Origin of the sequence: Planomicrobium sp. CPCC 101079 (assembly GCF_007859275.1) — a bacterium.
Taxonomy (GTDB): Bacteria; Bacillota; Bacilli; order Bacillales_A; family Planococcaceae; genus Planococcus.
This window is the reverse complement of record NZ_VOHC01000033.1, coordinates 55,825-71,179: the sequence shown is the minus strand read 5'-3', so window position 1 is coordinate 71,179 and position 15,355 is coordinate 55,825. Positions and strand designations below refer to the sequence as shown.

General features: G+C 39.5%; 17 protein-coding genes and 1 other RNA gene. 9 read left to right on the top strand and 9 right to left on the bottom strand.

Features of this window, described 5'->3' with window-relative positions; translation table 11 throughout:
- Positions 1-8: 8 nt before the first annotated feature.
- The 5 genes from FQV28_RS18550 (at position 9) to FQV28_RS18530 (ending at position 3,226) form a co-directional block, all read left to right on the top strand.
- Positions 9-914, top strand: coding sequence for a sensor domain-containing diguanylate cyclase (locus FQV28_RS18550; RefSeq protein WP_146498011.1), 906 nt, complete (start codon positions 9-11; stop codon positions 912-914).
- Positions 915-1,328: 414 nt separating this feature from the next.
- A complete protein-coding gene (locus tag FQV28_RS18545; protein ID WP_146498010.1) occupies positions 1,329-1,745 on the top strand; it encodes a hypothetical protein in 417 nt (138 codons plus the stop codon).
- Between the two features lie 168 nt (positions 1,746-1,913).
- Positions 1,914-2,150: a hypothetical protein gene (locus FQV28_RS18540; RefSeq protein WP_146498009.1), complete on the top strand. Its 237-nt coding sequence runs from the start codon at positions 1,914-1,916 to the stop codon at positions 2,148-2,150.
- A gap of 525 nt (positions 2,151-2,675) precedes the next feature.
- Positions 2,676-2,876: a hypothetical protein gene (locus FQV28_RS18535; RefSeq protein WP_146498008.1), complete on the top strand. Its 201-nt coding sequence runs from the start codon at positions 2,676-2,678 to the stop codon at positions 2,874-2,876.
- 116 nt (positions 2,877-2,992) lie between these two features.
- Positions 2,993-3,226 (top strand): hypothetical protein, encoded by a 234-nt coding sequence (locus tag FQV28_RS18530; protein WP_146498007.1) that lies wholly within the window; start codon positions 2,993-2,995, stop codon positions 3,224-3,226.
- 143 nt (positions 3,227-3,369) lie between these two features.
- Here FQV28_RS18530 and FQV28_RS18525 read toward each other — a convergent pair whose 3' ends face one another.
- The gene (locus FQV28_RS18525) at positions 3,370-3,675 is read right to left on the bottom strand and encodes a hypothetical protein (RefSeq protein ID WP_146498006.1); all 306 of its coding nucleotides are present in this window, start codon (positions 3,673-3,675) and stop codon (positions 3,370-3,372) included.
- 262 nt (positions 3,676-3,937) lie between these two features.
- Between FQV28_RS18525 and FQV28_RS18520 the strand changes: the two genes are divergently transcribed.
- A complete protein-coding gene (locus FQV28_RS18520) occupies positions 3,938-4,381 on the top strand; it encodes a YndM family protein (protein ID WP_146498005.1) in 444 nt (147 codons plus the stop codon).
- A gap of 399 nt (positions 4,382-4,780) precedes the next feature.
- On the opposite strand, the gene FQV28_RS18515 is transcribed toward FQV28_RS18520, so the two are convergent.
- On the bottom strand, positions 4,781-5,023 hold the full coding sequence (locus FQV28_RS18515) for a GNAT family N-acetyltransferase (RefSeq protein ID WP_146498004.1): 243 nt from the start codon (positions 5,021-5,023) through the stop codon (positions 4,781-4,783).
- 591 nt (positions 5,024-5,614) lie between these two features.
- Positions 5,615-5,833 carry a hypothetical protein gene (locus FQV28_RS19345; RefSeq protein ID WP_186763938.1) on the bottom strand — a complete coding sequence of 73 codons (219 nt, stop codon included), beginning with the start codon at positions 5,831-5,833 and terminating at the stop codon, positions 5,615-5,617.
- A gap of 552 nt (positions 5,834-6,385) precedes the next feature.
- Here FQV28_RS19345 and FQV28_RS18505 point away from each other — a divergent pair.
- The 3 genes from FQV28_RS18505 to FQV28_RS18495 all read left to right on the top strand — a co-directional run bounded on the left by FQV28_RS18505 (position 6,386) and on the right by FQV28_RS18495 (position 9,150).
- Positions 6,386-6,604 (top strand): helix-turn-helix domain-containing protein, encoded by a 219-nt coding sequence (locus tag FQV28_RS18505; RefSeq protein WP_146498003.1) that lies wholly within the window; start codon positions 6,386-6,388, stop codon positions 6,602-6,604.
- A 26-nt stretch (positions 6,605-6,630) separates the two neighbouring features.
- On the top strand, positions 6,631-7,788 hold the full coding sequence (locus tag FQV28_RS18500; RefSeq protein WP_146498002.1) for a tyrosine-type recombinase/integrase: 1,158 nt from the start codon (positions 6,631-6,633) through the stop codon (positions 7,786-7,788).
- A 174-nt stretch (positions 7,789-7,962) separates the two neighbouring features.
- Complete coding sequence (locus FQV28_RS18495) at positions 7,963-9,150, top strand: site-specific integrase (protein WP_146498001.1); 1,188 nt, start codon at positions 7,963-7,965, stop codon at positions 9,148-9,150.
- Between the two features lie 120 nt (positions 9,151-9,270).
- On the opposite strand, the gene ssrA is transcribed toward FQV28_RS18495, so the two are convergent.
- The 6 genes from ssrA to eno all read right to left on the bottom strand — a co-directional run bounded on the left by ssrA (position 9,271) and on the right by eno (position 15,345).
- Positions 9,271-9,624: a transfer-messenger RNA gene (gene ssrA, locus FQV28_RS18490) on the bottom strand.
- A gap of 86 nt (positions 9,625-9,710) precedes the next feature.
- Positions 9,711-10,175 carry an SsrA-binding protein SmpB gene (smpB, locus tag FQV28_RS18485; protein WP_146498000.1) on the bottom strand — a complete coding sequence of 155 codons (465 nt, stop codon included), beginning with the start codon at positions 10,173-10,175 and terminating at the stop codon, positions 9,711-9,713.
- Positions 10,176-10,225: 50 nt separating this feature from the next.
- Positions 10,226-12,538: a ribonuclease R gene (rnr, locus tag FQV28_RS18480; protein WP_186763937.1), complete on the bottom strand. Its 2,313-nt coding sequence runs from the start codon at positions 12,536-12,538 to the stop codon at positions 10,226-10,228.
- A 23-nt stretch (positions 12,539-12,561) separates the two neighbouring features.
- Positions 12,562-13,308: an alpha/beta hydrolase gene (locus FQV28_RS18475; protein ID WP_146497999.1), complete on the bottom strand. Its 747-nt coding sequence runs from the start codon at positions 13,306-13,308 to the stop codon at positions 12,562-12,564.
- 419 nt (positions 13,309-13,727) lie between these two features.
- Positions 13,728-13,955: a preprotein translocase subunit SecG gene (gene secG / locus FQV28_RS18470; protein WP_106534161.1), complete on the bottom strand. Its 228-nt coding sequence runs from the start codon at positions 13,953-13,955 to the stop codon at positions 13,728-13,730.
- Positions 13,956-14,049: 94 nt separating this feature from the next.
- A complete protein-coding gene (gene eno, locus FQV28_RS18465) occupies positions 14,050-15,345 on the bottom strand; it encodes a phosphopyruvate hydratase (protein ID WP_146497998.1) in 1,296 nt (431 codons plus the stop codon).
- Positions 15,346-15,355 lie beyond the last annotated feature (10 nt).

Here is a 15,355-nt window from a genome sequence, read left to right as displayed (position 1 = left end):
TGATAGCAATGAAAGCTTCTGTTGATACTTTCCTGTCAATTGATTCGGGAACAAGCAAGTCCATATTAAACTCTTTAAAAGATCAGATCTGTTTGATTGATACAACAGGAGTTATTTGTTTTGTGAATGAAGAATGGAACCGATTCGCATTAAGCAATGGTAATGCATTATCCAGTTGCGGAATCGGTACAGATTATCTTCAGCAGTGCGAAAAAGAGCCTATCGTTCATCAAGGATTGCAGGCAATCCTTGCAGGTGATGCAGACTGTTTCAATTTTGAATACCCATGCCATTCCCCCTCTACAAAAAGGTGGTTTTTAATGCAGGCTACCCCTCTTCAAACAAATCATGAGTTCATTGAAGGGGTGGTCATCCGTCACGTAGATATTACCAAACAAAAGCTTTTGGAACTTCAGCTTAAGGACTATGCAGAAAAGGACGCCTTGACATCACTATTCAATCGACGCTATTTTGAAGAACAACTAACAAAAGAAGTGAATCTCGCTCTTAAACGAAATACGTGCTTATCTTTGTTATACATCGATACAGATAATTTCAAAGAAATTAATGATGCATATGGTCACCTTGCAGGTGACCAGGTGCTAAAAGAACTGGCCCTTCAAATTGCGGCTGTCTCAAGATCCTCTGATACAGCAGCCCGTATTGGCGGAGATGAGTTTGCCATACTTATGCCCAATACTAATAAAGCAGAATTGGAACTAATAGCTAACAGGGTGAGGCAGGAGATTCGGCATCTGAAAATTCTGGAACAGGGTCAGCCGATTGATGTCACCGTATCAATAGGCGGCAAAAGTTTCGATGACGGCTCCCGTCTTAATTCCATGGCTAAATGGGTAGATAAGGCGTTGTATTCAGCAAAAGCTAAGGGCAAAAACCAAGTAGTCATCGTTTGAATACCAATAAGGGTTTATACAAATAAAAAATGTAGAGCAGGCGGCTTCTTCGCTATCTATATTTGCACACTGCATATACCCGAAGAAAACCTAGCATAAAATTTTATTCTACCTTATTCAATAAACGGTTGCACTGAAATTATCAATACAAAATAAAATCAAGATCTATCGGCTAATTGCATGAATACCATTTTTTAACTAACGTTTAATCACATGCACTAATACATGAAAATAATTTTTTATAAAGCTAAAAGGTTACTTTTTAAATGTAGTACTTTTCTATAAATTATAGGTATTTTTTAAGATTGTGAAGAAAGGCAAAGCTTACTTTTCGTCATAACGATGCAAGTAACTATTCTAGAAAAGAAGTACTTTCCTGTTCCTTACATTTCTTATTGAATGGAGAGAAAGCCCATGGCTCTAGCAAAAAAAGAAGAAATAGTAGAAACTCGACATATGAAGGAATTGAAAAACTTCGTTGCACGAACACTGGAACTCATGTTGAGTTCAAGAGAAGTAACTTTAAATGTATTCGAAAAATACGACATTGTTTTAGTTTTTTCTTGGGAAGGCGATTTCATAAAAGGGGCTGTTTATCAATGGTCCACGTTTAATACAACGACAGGTCGGACGATCAATAGCCGTAATAAGCCTTTATTTATCAGCAGACGATATCTTAAAAATAAAGAGAAAACGAACATTCATTACGATGAAAAGCGGATTAGAGAACTGACTCGACAAAACTTGGATGTTTTTTATACCGTTTGTGAACTATCAAAGAATTTTAAAATCAAATTAACTCCTAGGAAAAGCTTGAAATGCTTTTGGTGAGGTTTAAGTAAAGATAGTAAAAGCTACTAAACAAGACCAATTTAATTCACTACAGTTCATCATTTCTGTTAACCGCTACTGATCTATTCATTTCTATTTTGGATATAAGAAAGATTCGCTTTTTCAATAGAAGCAAATTAATAAATTTTATAAGGAAAATTATACGCTATGAAAACTATTAACGACGTTCAAGAATATTTAATAAGCAGAAAAGATAATATGACTGCTAAGCGATGGCTTAGAAACAATCGAATCACCCAATATATACTAGAAGAACATTTTAAATGGAATAGAGATTTCATTCGATTTGATCAAGAAAGTAAAACGAGGGATTTATCTGAAAATATAGAGTATTATTTGACAAATCCTTGGTTGATTGACAATCATTTTGAACCTCCGTTATAAACATCTAATTTCGAACTTAATGGGGTTATATCTAAACAACATTTTCCACCTACGCTTATTAAATTTTTTGCATAAAACTGGCTTGTCAGAGTCCTTTCTATATTAACTTTAAATAACCATTGTCAAATTTCAATCCTACTGTCAGTACAGAGTATTTAGGCCACTTTCGATTTTTTGATAAACTAGAAATTCTCATACTTTAAGAATCTCTTCCTATTTTAAAAAGAAGAGGATTTAGATTGAATGAACATTCTATAATCAAGCGCACTATTGCAATGTCATGGATTCTTCAATATTTTAGAGGAATTGTAAGCAGAGCTTTCCTTCCAACAACATCCTGATATGTAAACTGAAATCTATTCAAAAAAGGTTTAAAGTCCTACAGAATAACAAACTGAAAGTACCCAAATCAAAAGTCGGATGGTTAGGAAGGGCTTTCCACCTTGTTAGGCTAGTCATCACGTAAAAAATTAGACTCTTTCAAACTTTTTTTAGTCACTTTCCATGTCGTGGCAAGAGGTGCGTATGAAAATCGATCACATCAAGGCGTTGCTGAACGCAATGTGCGAATACACTACGACGAAAATTAATCAGGTCTTCACTATACAGACGTTTGAACTGACCAATTCTCAGACGCAAGAGGTTATTCAAACGGATTTGGTTAAAGAGACAGCCCAATACATTGTGGCGTTTATTGCTTCCCATAATTTATTCATTAACTCCTGAATGTTCAGGAGTTATTTTTGATTAATTTCCTGAAAATTGGGTAAAAATCTATAAACTGACTTGGGATTACGTGAAGCTGAGACCACTACGTCACAAAAAGAAAGAGCGCGATGGTCATGAAGTTGGAACAAATCAAAAGTCTCTTGCAGCTTTCGTGTACCTTCAATTTCTCTTCCATGAGCCATTCCTTCACGAATAAGTTGGGGGACACGATTACGGTCAAGTGCCTGAAAGAGACCTACATATTGGAGGTGACCTCCAGTAGAAATCAGCAGGTCGACTACTATACGTCGATCGACCAAGCAGCTGAAGCTCTTTATCAAAAAATTCACGCCAACAAAACGGACTGATTGTCTTTAAACAAGCAACTTTGTTTTTTTACGACAGGTCGCGTAGAGATGGACCTCATACAAAAAGGACGCCTAATTGGTGTCATTTTTTGATGGCTGGCTCTCTTTGGCTAACCGCAATACTTTTTTATAGAATGAATTTTTCAATGCAAATCCTTTTGGCCGAAATAAAGAGCCAAAGCTTCGACAATCTCATGCATCAATTCGCTGGTTGTCTGCGGCTTTCTTGTTCGTAAGGTGAGAAACTGGGCAGAAGGTGCTTTGGCCGGGGGATGTTCTACCAAAAGCACCTCGTCCAGCGCCTGAGGCTGATTGTTTTTGGAAAGGAGATATACCGAATAAAGGCCGGTCTCCATGATGGTTTTTTGTACGTTATAGCTATTGTCCAATCCGCTAATGCCCATAATGTGCAGGATCTTATCTTGGGTGTTTTTGATAGTCGGGTTCATAATTAGCCTTCCTTCATTTTCTTCGTTTCTTAGCAAATTCCCGTTTTATCAAAAGCCAATCCTATTTCCCCATCAAAATACTCAAAAAGTTATACTTTTTCTCCTTTAATTTTAAAACAGAAAAGCTAGCTACTGATGAAAGTGCGGAACTTCACGTTTTTTTAACTCAAAGAATGTCTTCATAATCATACAAAATGATTAAATATAATTTTTAAGGGTAATCTACCTATAGCAAGAACAAGATGAAAGAGGAGGAAACAAGATGAATCATGTTAAAGCACTTGTAATGAAATTCATTATGATCGCAATTGTACTATCTATCATTTTAACTGGAATCTTTGACGTGGAATTCAGTGACACGCTATTGATTAGCCTTGTGCTGACTGTAGTCGCGTATGTATTAGGGGATCTAATGATCTTCAGAAAAACCGGCGACCGTAATGCCCATGACCGCACAAGCAATACGCACACAGCAGACCACAAGAAAAGAAATACGATGGCCACTATTGGCGATATCGTCCTTTCGTTCCTAGTGATTTGGTTGATGGGTGAAGCGTTGTTCGCCAACACAGAGGACATCATTGCCTCCTCTCTTATTTCCGCTGTTGTAATCGGCGCAGGAGAATGGTTCTTCCATAAATATTTGGACAGAAACGTGTTCCCCGAAAAAGACGGCCGTGCAGCAACTGGCAACACTCATCATTAAGTGACTAGACTCCAAAAAAAACTGCCCTCTCTTCAAGTGAGAAGGCAGTTTTTTTTTTTGACTTTTATCAGTGAAATCCTGCTTTTGTATGGTTTTTATATCGAGTTTCCTTTACTTTCATATCGCTGCCGGCAGATATTACTAAAACACCCCATCAGAAGGATTAAAATAAACTCTTGAATTGATACAACTTCTTCGCTCGTTGTCCTCTCTTGTTCCAGTAAGCCTAACTTGTTTCTCCAAGTGGATATTCATTAATATAAAAGCGTTCGTTAAAGAATGCTTTTCCAAACAAAAAAAAGGAAAAAGCTCTGGTAGCTTCCTCCCTTCCGATAAGCGTTGATATGTAAACCTACTGTTTTTGGAGTAGTTCTATTTCGGTTCAATATTCCTTTAAATTTATTTAGTCTCCACCTTTTTCACGTAATCATAGAGAAAAAACTTTTCAGTAATTTGAAGTTGTCCAACTTTTTGGTAACCCAGCTTCTCATAAAAATGGTGATTTCTATTGTTTAAATGAGGGGTATCCAAATTCCATTCGACCGCTGCTGGAAACTCCTTTTCGATCAGCTGCATGATTTTGCTCCCTAACCCCTGGTTCTGATACTTGTTAGATAAGAAAATTCGATTTAGACGGTATATGTTTTCTCCTAGACACTCCGGATATCCACACCGCCAATAATCTCATCTTCCAACCAAATTGTGTAATGAAGGAAAATCTCGATTTTCTGCAACAAGCTTTCAAATGGTTCATTCACGGGATTCGTCTCATGATCTTCATATAACTTCAAATCCTCTAAAAAAGCTTCCTTTTGTATTTCTAATAATTGTACCGCTTCAGTTTATTGGGTTCTTTTAATAGCTAGATTCATTATCCATTTTTTCCTTTGTATTCGAATAAATATTGATAAGTAATGTGTTACAAACCGAGCAGTTATTTGTAATAGGCTGTGTTCTTTTACATGCCGGGCCTTTTCACCATTATAGTGAAATCTGCAAAACCTGTACCAAACTCCTTCGCTGGCACAAACTCTAGTTTCTTATATAGATGGATTGCCCTACTGTCAAATTCCACGACAGTTAAACAAATTAGATTTTTCGGATGGTTTTCTTCAAAATATTTGAGAATATATGAACAGAACTCATACCCACTCCCTCTACCTACTAAATAAGGGTTCATTCTTAATCTCATATAGATAAAGTTTTCTTCATACATTCCCCACTTTTTGCCCGTCAGAACTTGAGCGCTATCCCCGTACTGAAAAAACCAATTAACTTTTTTAAATCGTTATAAATGGCAAAGTAAGAACCATTCAGCATTTTAACTAATTCTTCTTCGTTTAACTCGTTATTATAAAAATCGTAAGGGGAATCGTATTTCCAATTTAAGATGTTTTCTGCTGTATCTTTTTCCATTTCTGTATGTTGTAAGTTTAGATTGATCATCTTCATGATTCTTGATAACCTGCCTTCTCTTCTCGTTTGATAGAAATCTATTGAATATATTATTTATTCCTAATATTAATACTTTAATAATCTAGAAGGTAACTTTAAGGTCAATAAATATAGGTACTATAAAAGCGTTTGTAAAGGTACCAAAACACTTTACGAACGTTCTTTATTTTATAAACACTTCTACGAACAGTTTTTAATAGGTATAGACAAAAGAAAATTTCTCGAATGGAATTGATCACATTGTAATTCTAATCTAACTAACAAAATTAATATTCAAAAATTTAATTTCAAGATACTAAAAAAAGTATTCAAACGGATAAGAACAGCTGGTATATTGTTAAAGTTTATATCAAATAACAGAAAAACTATAGAGCTTGTATTCAATCCATGCCATTTAGTTTATGCCTTAAACATAAATTAATTTATATACTTTGATAATTTTTAATTATCTCTTAAAATATTAAGATTTGTGATTTATTATGTATTACGCTTTGAGGCAATTAGATTTTTTGTGTATGACTATTTAATTTATGACGGAGGAAATAAAAAATGAAAATTCAACAGGAATCAATAGATATCTTAAATAAAGTTGAGCAAAGGAATTCTAGGGAGTGGATGAATTTAAAAGAAGGAGCAGAATATGTTGGGGTTTCGTATAACACCTTTATAAAATTTCAATTGATGGGTTTAAAAATTGTAGAAATCGGCAGAATAAAGAGAGTCTCCAGAAAAGAAATTGACAACTTTCTTAATCAATATTGTTACTAAATAAAATTTAAAATAAGGAGTTTAAAATGACCAAAATTACTGAGTATATTAAAAACGGAAAAAAATATTATATGTTTAAAGTTTATCTTGGAAAAAACCCTACTACAGGAAAAGAAATTAGTACTACGAGACGCAACTTTAAAACAAAAGGAGAAGCAAACACAGCTTTAATGAGGCTAAAATTAGCAGCATCTGAAGGTGAATACTTTCAACAAACTCCTATCACTTTTAAAGATGTTTATACAATGTGGCTTGTTGATTATAAAAATGGAATAGAAGATAGCACATTAAAGAAAACGGAATCTATATTCAAAAATCATATACTGCCCAAACTAGCAGATACAAAAATTGCTAAAATTACACCTACTTTATGTAAAACCGTCATAAATGAATGGACGATTGTTAAACATACAAGAACTATTAAAAATTACGCTTCAAGTGTTTTAGACTTTGCCGTTACTAATAACTTCTTAAAAACTAATCCGTTTAGTAATGTGCCTGTCCCTCGCAAAATTGAAAATACAGATCGATATGCAAATGAAGACTTGGAAAACATAGAATTCTATTCTAAAGAAGAACTTACCATCTTTTTAAATGCACTTGATATGGAAACTAATATGAAAGTCAAAACTTTTTATCGATTGCTGGTTTATACAGGTATGCGAAAAGGAGAAGCTTTTGCACTTACTTGGGGTGATATTGATTTTACTGATAATGAAATTAAGATTACAAAAGCTCTTGGCCAAGGAGAGAATAACTCGCTTTATATAAAAAATGTAAAAAATGGTGTAAGAAGAACTCTTAGCATTGATGAGGAAACAATAGAAATTTTACGAGAATGGAAGATGGTACAATCCCAAGACTATAAAACATTCGGTTTTGATACTTCTTCTGAAAAACAACTTCTATTCAGCAATCTTAAGAACACTTTTATGCAGCCTTCTTACACTTTTAAATGGATGAAAAAAATATGTGCAAGAAGTAATTTAAGATACTTAAATACACATGGATTAAGACATACTCACTGCTCGCTTTTATTTGAAGCTGGGGCTACAGTAAAAGAAGTACAGGTACGTCTAGGTCACAAAGACATAAAAACTACCCTTAATGTTTATACGCATTTATCCGAAAAGAGTAAGATTGAAACTATTAAAAAGTTCGAGAACTTTTTAAAAAAGGAATAGTAAAGAATTGCAAATCGTTAATGTTGACGAATTTGCGATTCTTTTTTCATTTTCCTTTAAAAAATTTTGATTCATATCTAGTTTGTTCGATTTTCATATTAAAGGTAAAATATAACTGTAGTGTATCAACTACACCTCCCAATCTTATCTCCGTAAGCATTCAGGAGGAACAGAATGAGTAAGCAAACAACAATTAAAAGCTATAAACTCAAGAGCAACGCAACACGGTATATGTTCCATCTTTATATTGGTGTTGACTCGTTAACCGGTAAAGAGCTAAGTACCACGCGTAGAGGATTTCTAACTAAAAAAGAGGCAAAGGATGCTTTAGCAGCATTAAAAGTCGAAATCAGTAAAGGTACGTTCCGCAAAAAACAGTTGGAGACATATCAAGATATTTATGACCTCTGGGTTAATCACTATGAAAATACAGTGGAAGAAAGTACATTTGTCAAAACAACTCGCATTTTCAATAATCATATTCTTCCAGCTATGGGCGCATATAAGATTGAAAAAATCGATGTTACCGTTTGTCAAAAGCACGTTGATGAGTGGGCTAAGAAGCTTCAACGTTTTCGAATGGTAAAAGCGTATGCTGCAAAAGTACTCGACTTTGCAATTAAGCGCGGTTACCTTCAAGTCAATCCTTTTTCATTAGTAGAGGCCCCTAATAAGCTACAGAAAGTCAGTATAGATGAGGACGAAGCAGAAAACTTTTACGATCGTGAACAGCTCGTTGAATTGCTTGCATGCTTTGAAAAAGAAGATTACTTCAAGGTTTATACCCTTTTCCGTCTACTCGCTTTTTCCGGTATGCGTAAAGGAGAAGCTTTGGCTCTTACATGGAAGGATATAAATTTCGTTAATAATGAGATTCGTATCAACAAGGCACTTTCGCGAGGAAAAGATAACAAACTCTATGTAAAACCAACGAAGACCGGAGTTGTTCGTACTATAAAGATGGATCAAAAAACAATGGATCTTCTCAAAAACTGGAAAAAGCAACAGAAGAAAGATTATCTTCGTCTGGGTTATAATACAATGCAATCTAAACAACTTGCATTCAGCAATGAATTCAACGACTTTCTACAGCCGACGAAAACTCGAAAATGGCTCATGCATGTGATTAAAAAATACAATCTAAAAATGATTACTACTCACGGCTTACGCCATACCCACTGTTCCCTGCTTTTTGAAGCGGGAGCAACCTTAAAAGAAGTGCAAGTACGGTTAGGTCATACAGACGTTAAAACGACGATGGATATCTACACTCATGTAACAGAAAAAGCGAGGGCAGGAACCATCGAAAAGTTCGAAAATTATTTAGAGGATAGTCCAAAACGTGACGAGGTTTTTGACTAGGTTGACTAGGTTTTTGACTAGGTTTATTTGATATTATATGAAACTCCATGATATCAAAAAACGCCAAAACCCTTGGTATATCAAGGATTTTGACGTTCTATGAAACTCCATGAAATTAATCTATGGAGACGGCGGGAGTCGAACCCGCGTCCAGAAACTCCGCTACTTGAGCCTCTACGCGTGTAGCTTACTTATTAGGGTTTCGTGCGCCATTCTGCCAATAAGCGGGCGTCCTGGGCACTAACTTGAAAATCTCTTGCCGTCAGCTCAAGTGGCACTGCCGACCGTATCCCACTAAAGTTGAGCTTTATCCAGCCACATGGGCGATGGATGAATAAAGCAGATCCGAGCTTACGCTGCGAATGCTAGGTTTTGGTTTGTTTTGCCTGTTATTATAGGTACGTTGGTAACGAAGCCGATCCTCCGACGCGCAACCCAAGCCCAGATCATCCCTGTCGAATCCGTAACGTCCCCTCATTATAAAGGAACACGGAAGAAGCAAGGCTTCTATGCTTGTGTTATATAAATATTATAAGGCAATAATGGTCAGACTTCAAGTATTAACGGCTGCGGTCTTTCAACGCACGGTCGATTTCGCGTTTCGCGTCTTTTTGCTTCAAGTCCTGGCGCTTGTCGTAGTTTTTCTTACCCTTACCGATGCCAATCAGCACTTTCGCGTAGCCGTCCTTCAAATACATCTTCAGCGGTATAATGTTGGAGCCTTGCACCTTGGATACACCGATCAGTTCATTGATCTGCTTTTTATGCAGCAACAGTTTCCGCACGCGTGTCGGCTCGTGGTTGAACTGGTTTCCTTGCTCATAAGGCGCAATGTGCATATTCGAAATCCAGGCTTCGCCATTCCGTATCCGCACAAATGCGTCCACCAGCTGCACTTTGCCTTTCCGTGCCGCTTTGATTTCCGTTCCCTGCAAAACAATGCCCGCTTCGATTGTTTCTTCAATAAAATAATCGAAAGTGGCTTTTTTGTTTTGCGCAATAACTTTTCCTTCACCTTTTGCCATCTGTTTTCACCCCATGTACGGTTAAAAAGGGCGGCCCGTAAGCCGCGCCCTTATTTTCTCTTTCTACGGCCAGATTTTTTCGCAGCGCCTTCATAGAACTTTTTCTTTTTGTTCTTCGGCTTGCGCGTAGGCCCGGCTTCACCTTGTTTCTTCGTTCCCGTGCCTTCTTTTTTCGTAGCCCGGATTACTTTCGGTGCGTCTCTTCTTGGGCGGCGCGGGCTTTGAACCATTCCTGCAATTTCAAAGTCGATGGACGACTCTTCCGGTTTTACGCCGATCACTTTGATTTTGATCTCGTCGCCGATACGGAATTGCTTGTTCGTGCGCTCCCCGATCATCATCATCGAGCGGTCATCGAAGCGGTAGAAATCATCCGTCATGTTCGAGACGTGAACCAAACCTTCGATTGTATTCGGCAATTCAATAAACAAACCGAAGTTGGTAACAGACGAAATGACCCCGTCAAACTCCTCGCCAATCTTATCAGCCATGTATTGCGATTTCTTCAAGGCATCGGTATCGCGTTCCGCGTCAACTGCACGGCGTTCGCGTTCGGATGTATGTTCAGCAATCTCATCCATATTCGCTTCCCAATGCATGATTGTCGCTCTGGATAGATCTTTATTGATCAAATACGTACGGATCAACCGGTGGACGATTAAATCCGGATAACGCCGGATAGGCGATGTGAAATGCGTATAGAATTCAGTAGACAAACCAAAGTGCCCAAGGCTTTCCGCTGAATATTTCGCTTGCTGCATCGAACGAAGCATCATTGTTGAAATGACGGGCTCTTCAGGAGTCCCTTCAATCGAACGGATAATTTTCTGCAAAGCAGCCGGATGCACTTGGTTGCTCGTCCCTTTAACAACGATACCGAAGTTGGTAACGAATTCAAAGAAGCGCTGCAGTTTTTCCGGTTTTGGATCTTCGTGGATCCGATACAGTGCCGGAACTTCCATGCGGTGGAAATGCTCGGCCACTGTTTCGTTGGCGGCGAGCATAAATTCTTCGATCAAGCGTTCTGAAACAGTTCGCTCACGGACAACCACATCGACCGGATATCCTTCTTCGTCCACTAACACTTTTGCTTCTTTAAAGTCGAAATCGATGGCGCCTCTGCGGTCCCGTTTCTCACGCAAAATAGCGGCCAGCTCGCCCATCAGTTCGAACATCGGCACTAGGTCTGCGTATTTTTCTTTCAGTTCCTGGTTGTCATTATCCAAAATTTCATAGACGTCGGTATATGTCATGCGCGCTGACGTTCTGATGACACTTTGATAGATGTCATGTTCCAGTAATTCTCCCATATCATTGAAAATCATGTCGCACGAAAGCGTCAAGCGGTCCACTTGCGGATTCAGCGAGCAGATGCCGTTTGACAAACGATGCGGAATCATCGGAATTACCCGGTCCGTCAAGTAAATACTCGTTGCCCGGTCGTATGCTTCGCGGTCGATCGGCGAATCTTCCGTCACGTAATGGCTTACGTCTGCGATATGGACGCCCAGCTTGTACGTGCCATCCTCCAGTTTAACCACTTGGACTGCATCATCCAAGTCTTTTGCGTCCGCACCGTCTATCGTGACGATCTGCTGGTCGCGAAGATCGCGGCGGTCGGTTAAATCAGCCGGATCGATGGTATCCGGTACGTTATTTGCTTGTTCTAGCACATCTTCCGGAAATTCAGTTTCGATGCCGTATTTATGGATGATCGACAGGATATCGACGCCCGGATCGTTTTTGTGGCCTAAGATTTGTGTGACCATGCCCGTCGCTGATTTATGTCCGTTCGGCCATTCGGTAATTTCGACCACCACTTTGTGGCCATCTACAGCGCCTAACGTATTTTCTTTGGCAATGAAAATATCGATGTTCATTTTCTTATCGTCAGATACCACAAAACCGAATCCTCGGTTGTCCTGGAATGTTCCTACCACTTTTGTCGTTCCGCGTTCAAGTATACGGATGATGGCGCCTTCACGGCGGTCGCCTGAAGAACCTTCTGAAATACGGATCATTACCGTATCCCCGTTTACAGCGCCGTTCACTTCATTCGGCGGAATGAACACATCGTCCATTCCTGCTTCCTCAGGTGCGACAAAACCAAAGCCTTTCGCATGTCCGATAAATCTTCCGCGCATTAAGTTCATGCGCTCCGGAACGCCGTAGCGGTTCGATCGTGAACGGACAAGCAGCCCCTTCTCTTCAAGCCGTACTAAGGTTTTCACCAATTCTTTGAACTCATCTGCATCATCAAAACCAAATTGTTCTTCTATTTCTTGGACAGTCAACGGTTTGTATGCGTCTTCGCGCATAAACGTCAATAATCGTTGATCAAGCGTCATTTCATTTGTAGCCATGTAAACTCCTCCTTCTGACGGTCTCATTCACTCCAATCGAGCGAATCGAGAAATGCTAAAACATCGTGGTGCAATTGTGATTTTTCTTGGTCGAGCGTTATTACATGCCCGGATTTCTCGTACCATTTAATTTTTTTATCAAAAGACTCCGCTTCTTCATATATCACATTGGCGGAATCTGGGTTAATGACATCGTCCAAAGAACCTTGGACCACAAACAACGGGGCGTACACATGATCAACATGCGCTCGAACGTCTGCAATCAAATTGCGTAGATCAACCAAAGATTCCATCGGGGTTTCTTGGAATTTCTTCATTTCTTCTTCGATAACTTGCGGGTCTTTTCCTTCATATTTCTTGTATTCACGCGCATATTTCAACACGCCTTCGTACATCAGGTCCGTTGTTTTCATATACATCGGAGCGCACATGGTGATTAGCCCCTTTACAGGGAATGTATACCCCAATTTCAAAGTAAATACGCCGCCTAAAGACAATCCTGCGATTGCAATTTCTTCGTATCCTTCTTCTTTTAACTTGTGGTAAGCGGCTTCAGCATCTTTCCACCAGTCAGCCGGGCCAGTGCCGAGCAATTCTTCCGGAGCCACGCCATGGCCCGCATAATGAGGCGCGAGTGTTGTGTACCCATGCTTTTCAAGATAGCGTCCAAGCATCCGGACGTCCGCTGAATTTCCTGTAAACCCGTGCAACAAAAGAACAGCACGCGGCCCTGCTTTAAAGAAAAATGGTTTTGGCTGCGATATTCGCATCAAAATCCCTCCATTTAGTTGGTAAAGTTTCATTGTGTCGTAGTTGCAGTAAATAATCGAGCTTTCTGTAATCGCTTCGGCCGCTTTGGGCATGGCTCTCACAATAAGCCGGGAAAAACATCCGTCTTATTGCTTCGCCTAGCCCCTGGACGCGCCGGCGCTAAAAAGATTTTAATAATTAATAACTAAACATACTATTGTTTTCTTTCTATTGTTCTCTGTATAGATATGGAGCAAAACAACGGAGACTCCCGCGGGACAGCGAAGTGCCGAAATCCACTCGGGCGCAGCTCGAGTTAGTTCGGCGCAAGCCCGCAGGAAAGCGGAGTTGTTTTGCGGAATATCAATGGAAAACCCCATAACTATTCAAAAAAAAGAAAACGCCTAACCAAAGATCGGTTAGGCGTAGATCATCTACATTAAACTTTCGTTACGGCGATAGCCAGTATAAAGAATAAGGCAGCAAGTACAATCGTTACCCGGTGAAGGATCAAGTCCACCCCGCGTGCTTTTTGCTTGCCAAAAAGTTGCTCAGCTCCACCGGAGATGGCTCCTGAAAGACCTGCACTTTTCCCTGATTGTAATAATACGACAACGATCAATGCGAGCGATACGATGACGAGTAAAGTCATTAACAACGTATGCATAATTCCACCTCCTGAAAAGAACCTAACACTATCATTTAGTTTATCAAAATTTTTGAACTAAGACAATAGCGATAGGAAAAAGATGGCTGACCGCTTATTTTCTCAGGTTATAGAAAGTTTTCAAACCTAAGTAGCTTGATGTGTCATTTAATTGGTCTTCGATGCGCAATAACTGGTTGTATTTCGCAACGCGGTCTGTACGTGACGGAGCACCCGTTTTGATCTGTCCGGCATTTGTTGCAACTGCGATATCCGCAATCGTTACATCTTCCGATTCACCTGAACGGTGGCTGATAACTGCTGTATAGCCAGCACGCTTCGCCATTTCAATTGCATCGAAAGTTTCTGTCAATGTACCGATTTGGTTTACTTTGATCAAGATTGAGTTGCCGACGCCTTCAGAAATCCCTTGTGCCAATTTTTTCGTGTTTGTAACGAACAAGTCGTCACCAACCAATTGGACGCGGTCGCCGATGCGTTCAGTCAATAATTTGTGTCCAGCCCAGTCGTTTTCATCCAAACCGTCCTCAATAGAAACGATCGGGTATTTGTTGGAAAGCTCTTCGTACCAGTCAACCATTTCTTCAGACGTTTTCACTGCATTATCGCCTGGCAAGTTGTAAACACCTTTTTCTTTATCGTAAATTTCAGAAGCAGCAACGTCCATTGCCAGCAAAACGTCTTTGCCTGGCGTGTAGCCGGCTTTTTCAATTGCTTCCATAATAGTAGTCAATGCTTCTTCATTAGATCCTAAGTTCGGAGCAAATCCGCCTTCGTCTCCAACTGCAGTGTTATAACCTTTTTCTTTCAGAACGTTTTTCAAGTTATGGAAAATCTCAGCGCCCATGCGAATCGCATGGCGGAAGCTTTCTGCTCCAACTGGCATAACCATGAATTCCTGGATATCAACGTTGTTGTCAGCGTGTTCGCCGCCGTTCACAATGTTCATCATCGGCACTGGCAATTGCTTCGCGTTGAAACCGCCCAAGTATTGGTAAAGCGGAATATCCAAGTAATCAGCTGCTGCGTGGGCAACGGCCATGGATACACCTAAGATAGCGTTCGCGCCAAGGCGGCCTTTGTTTTCTGTGCCATCAAGTTCGATTAACGCTTTGTCGATGGATACTTGATCAAGCACAGAATAGTTATCAACGATTTCTTGAGCAATTTCAGTGTTGACATGCTCTACCGCTTTCAATACACCTTTTCCAAGGTAACGGCCTTTATCGCCATCACGAAGTTCTACTGCTTCATGTTCTCCTGTAGAAGCGCCTGAAGGGACGATTGCGCGCCCGAATGCTCCGCTTTCTGTGAATACTTCTACTTCTACTGTTGGATTTCCTCGTGAATCTAGTACTTCGCGTGCAAGAATGTCAGTGATAATTGGCATTAAAAACAGC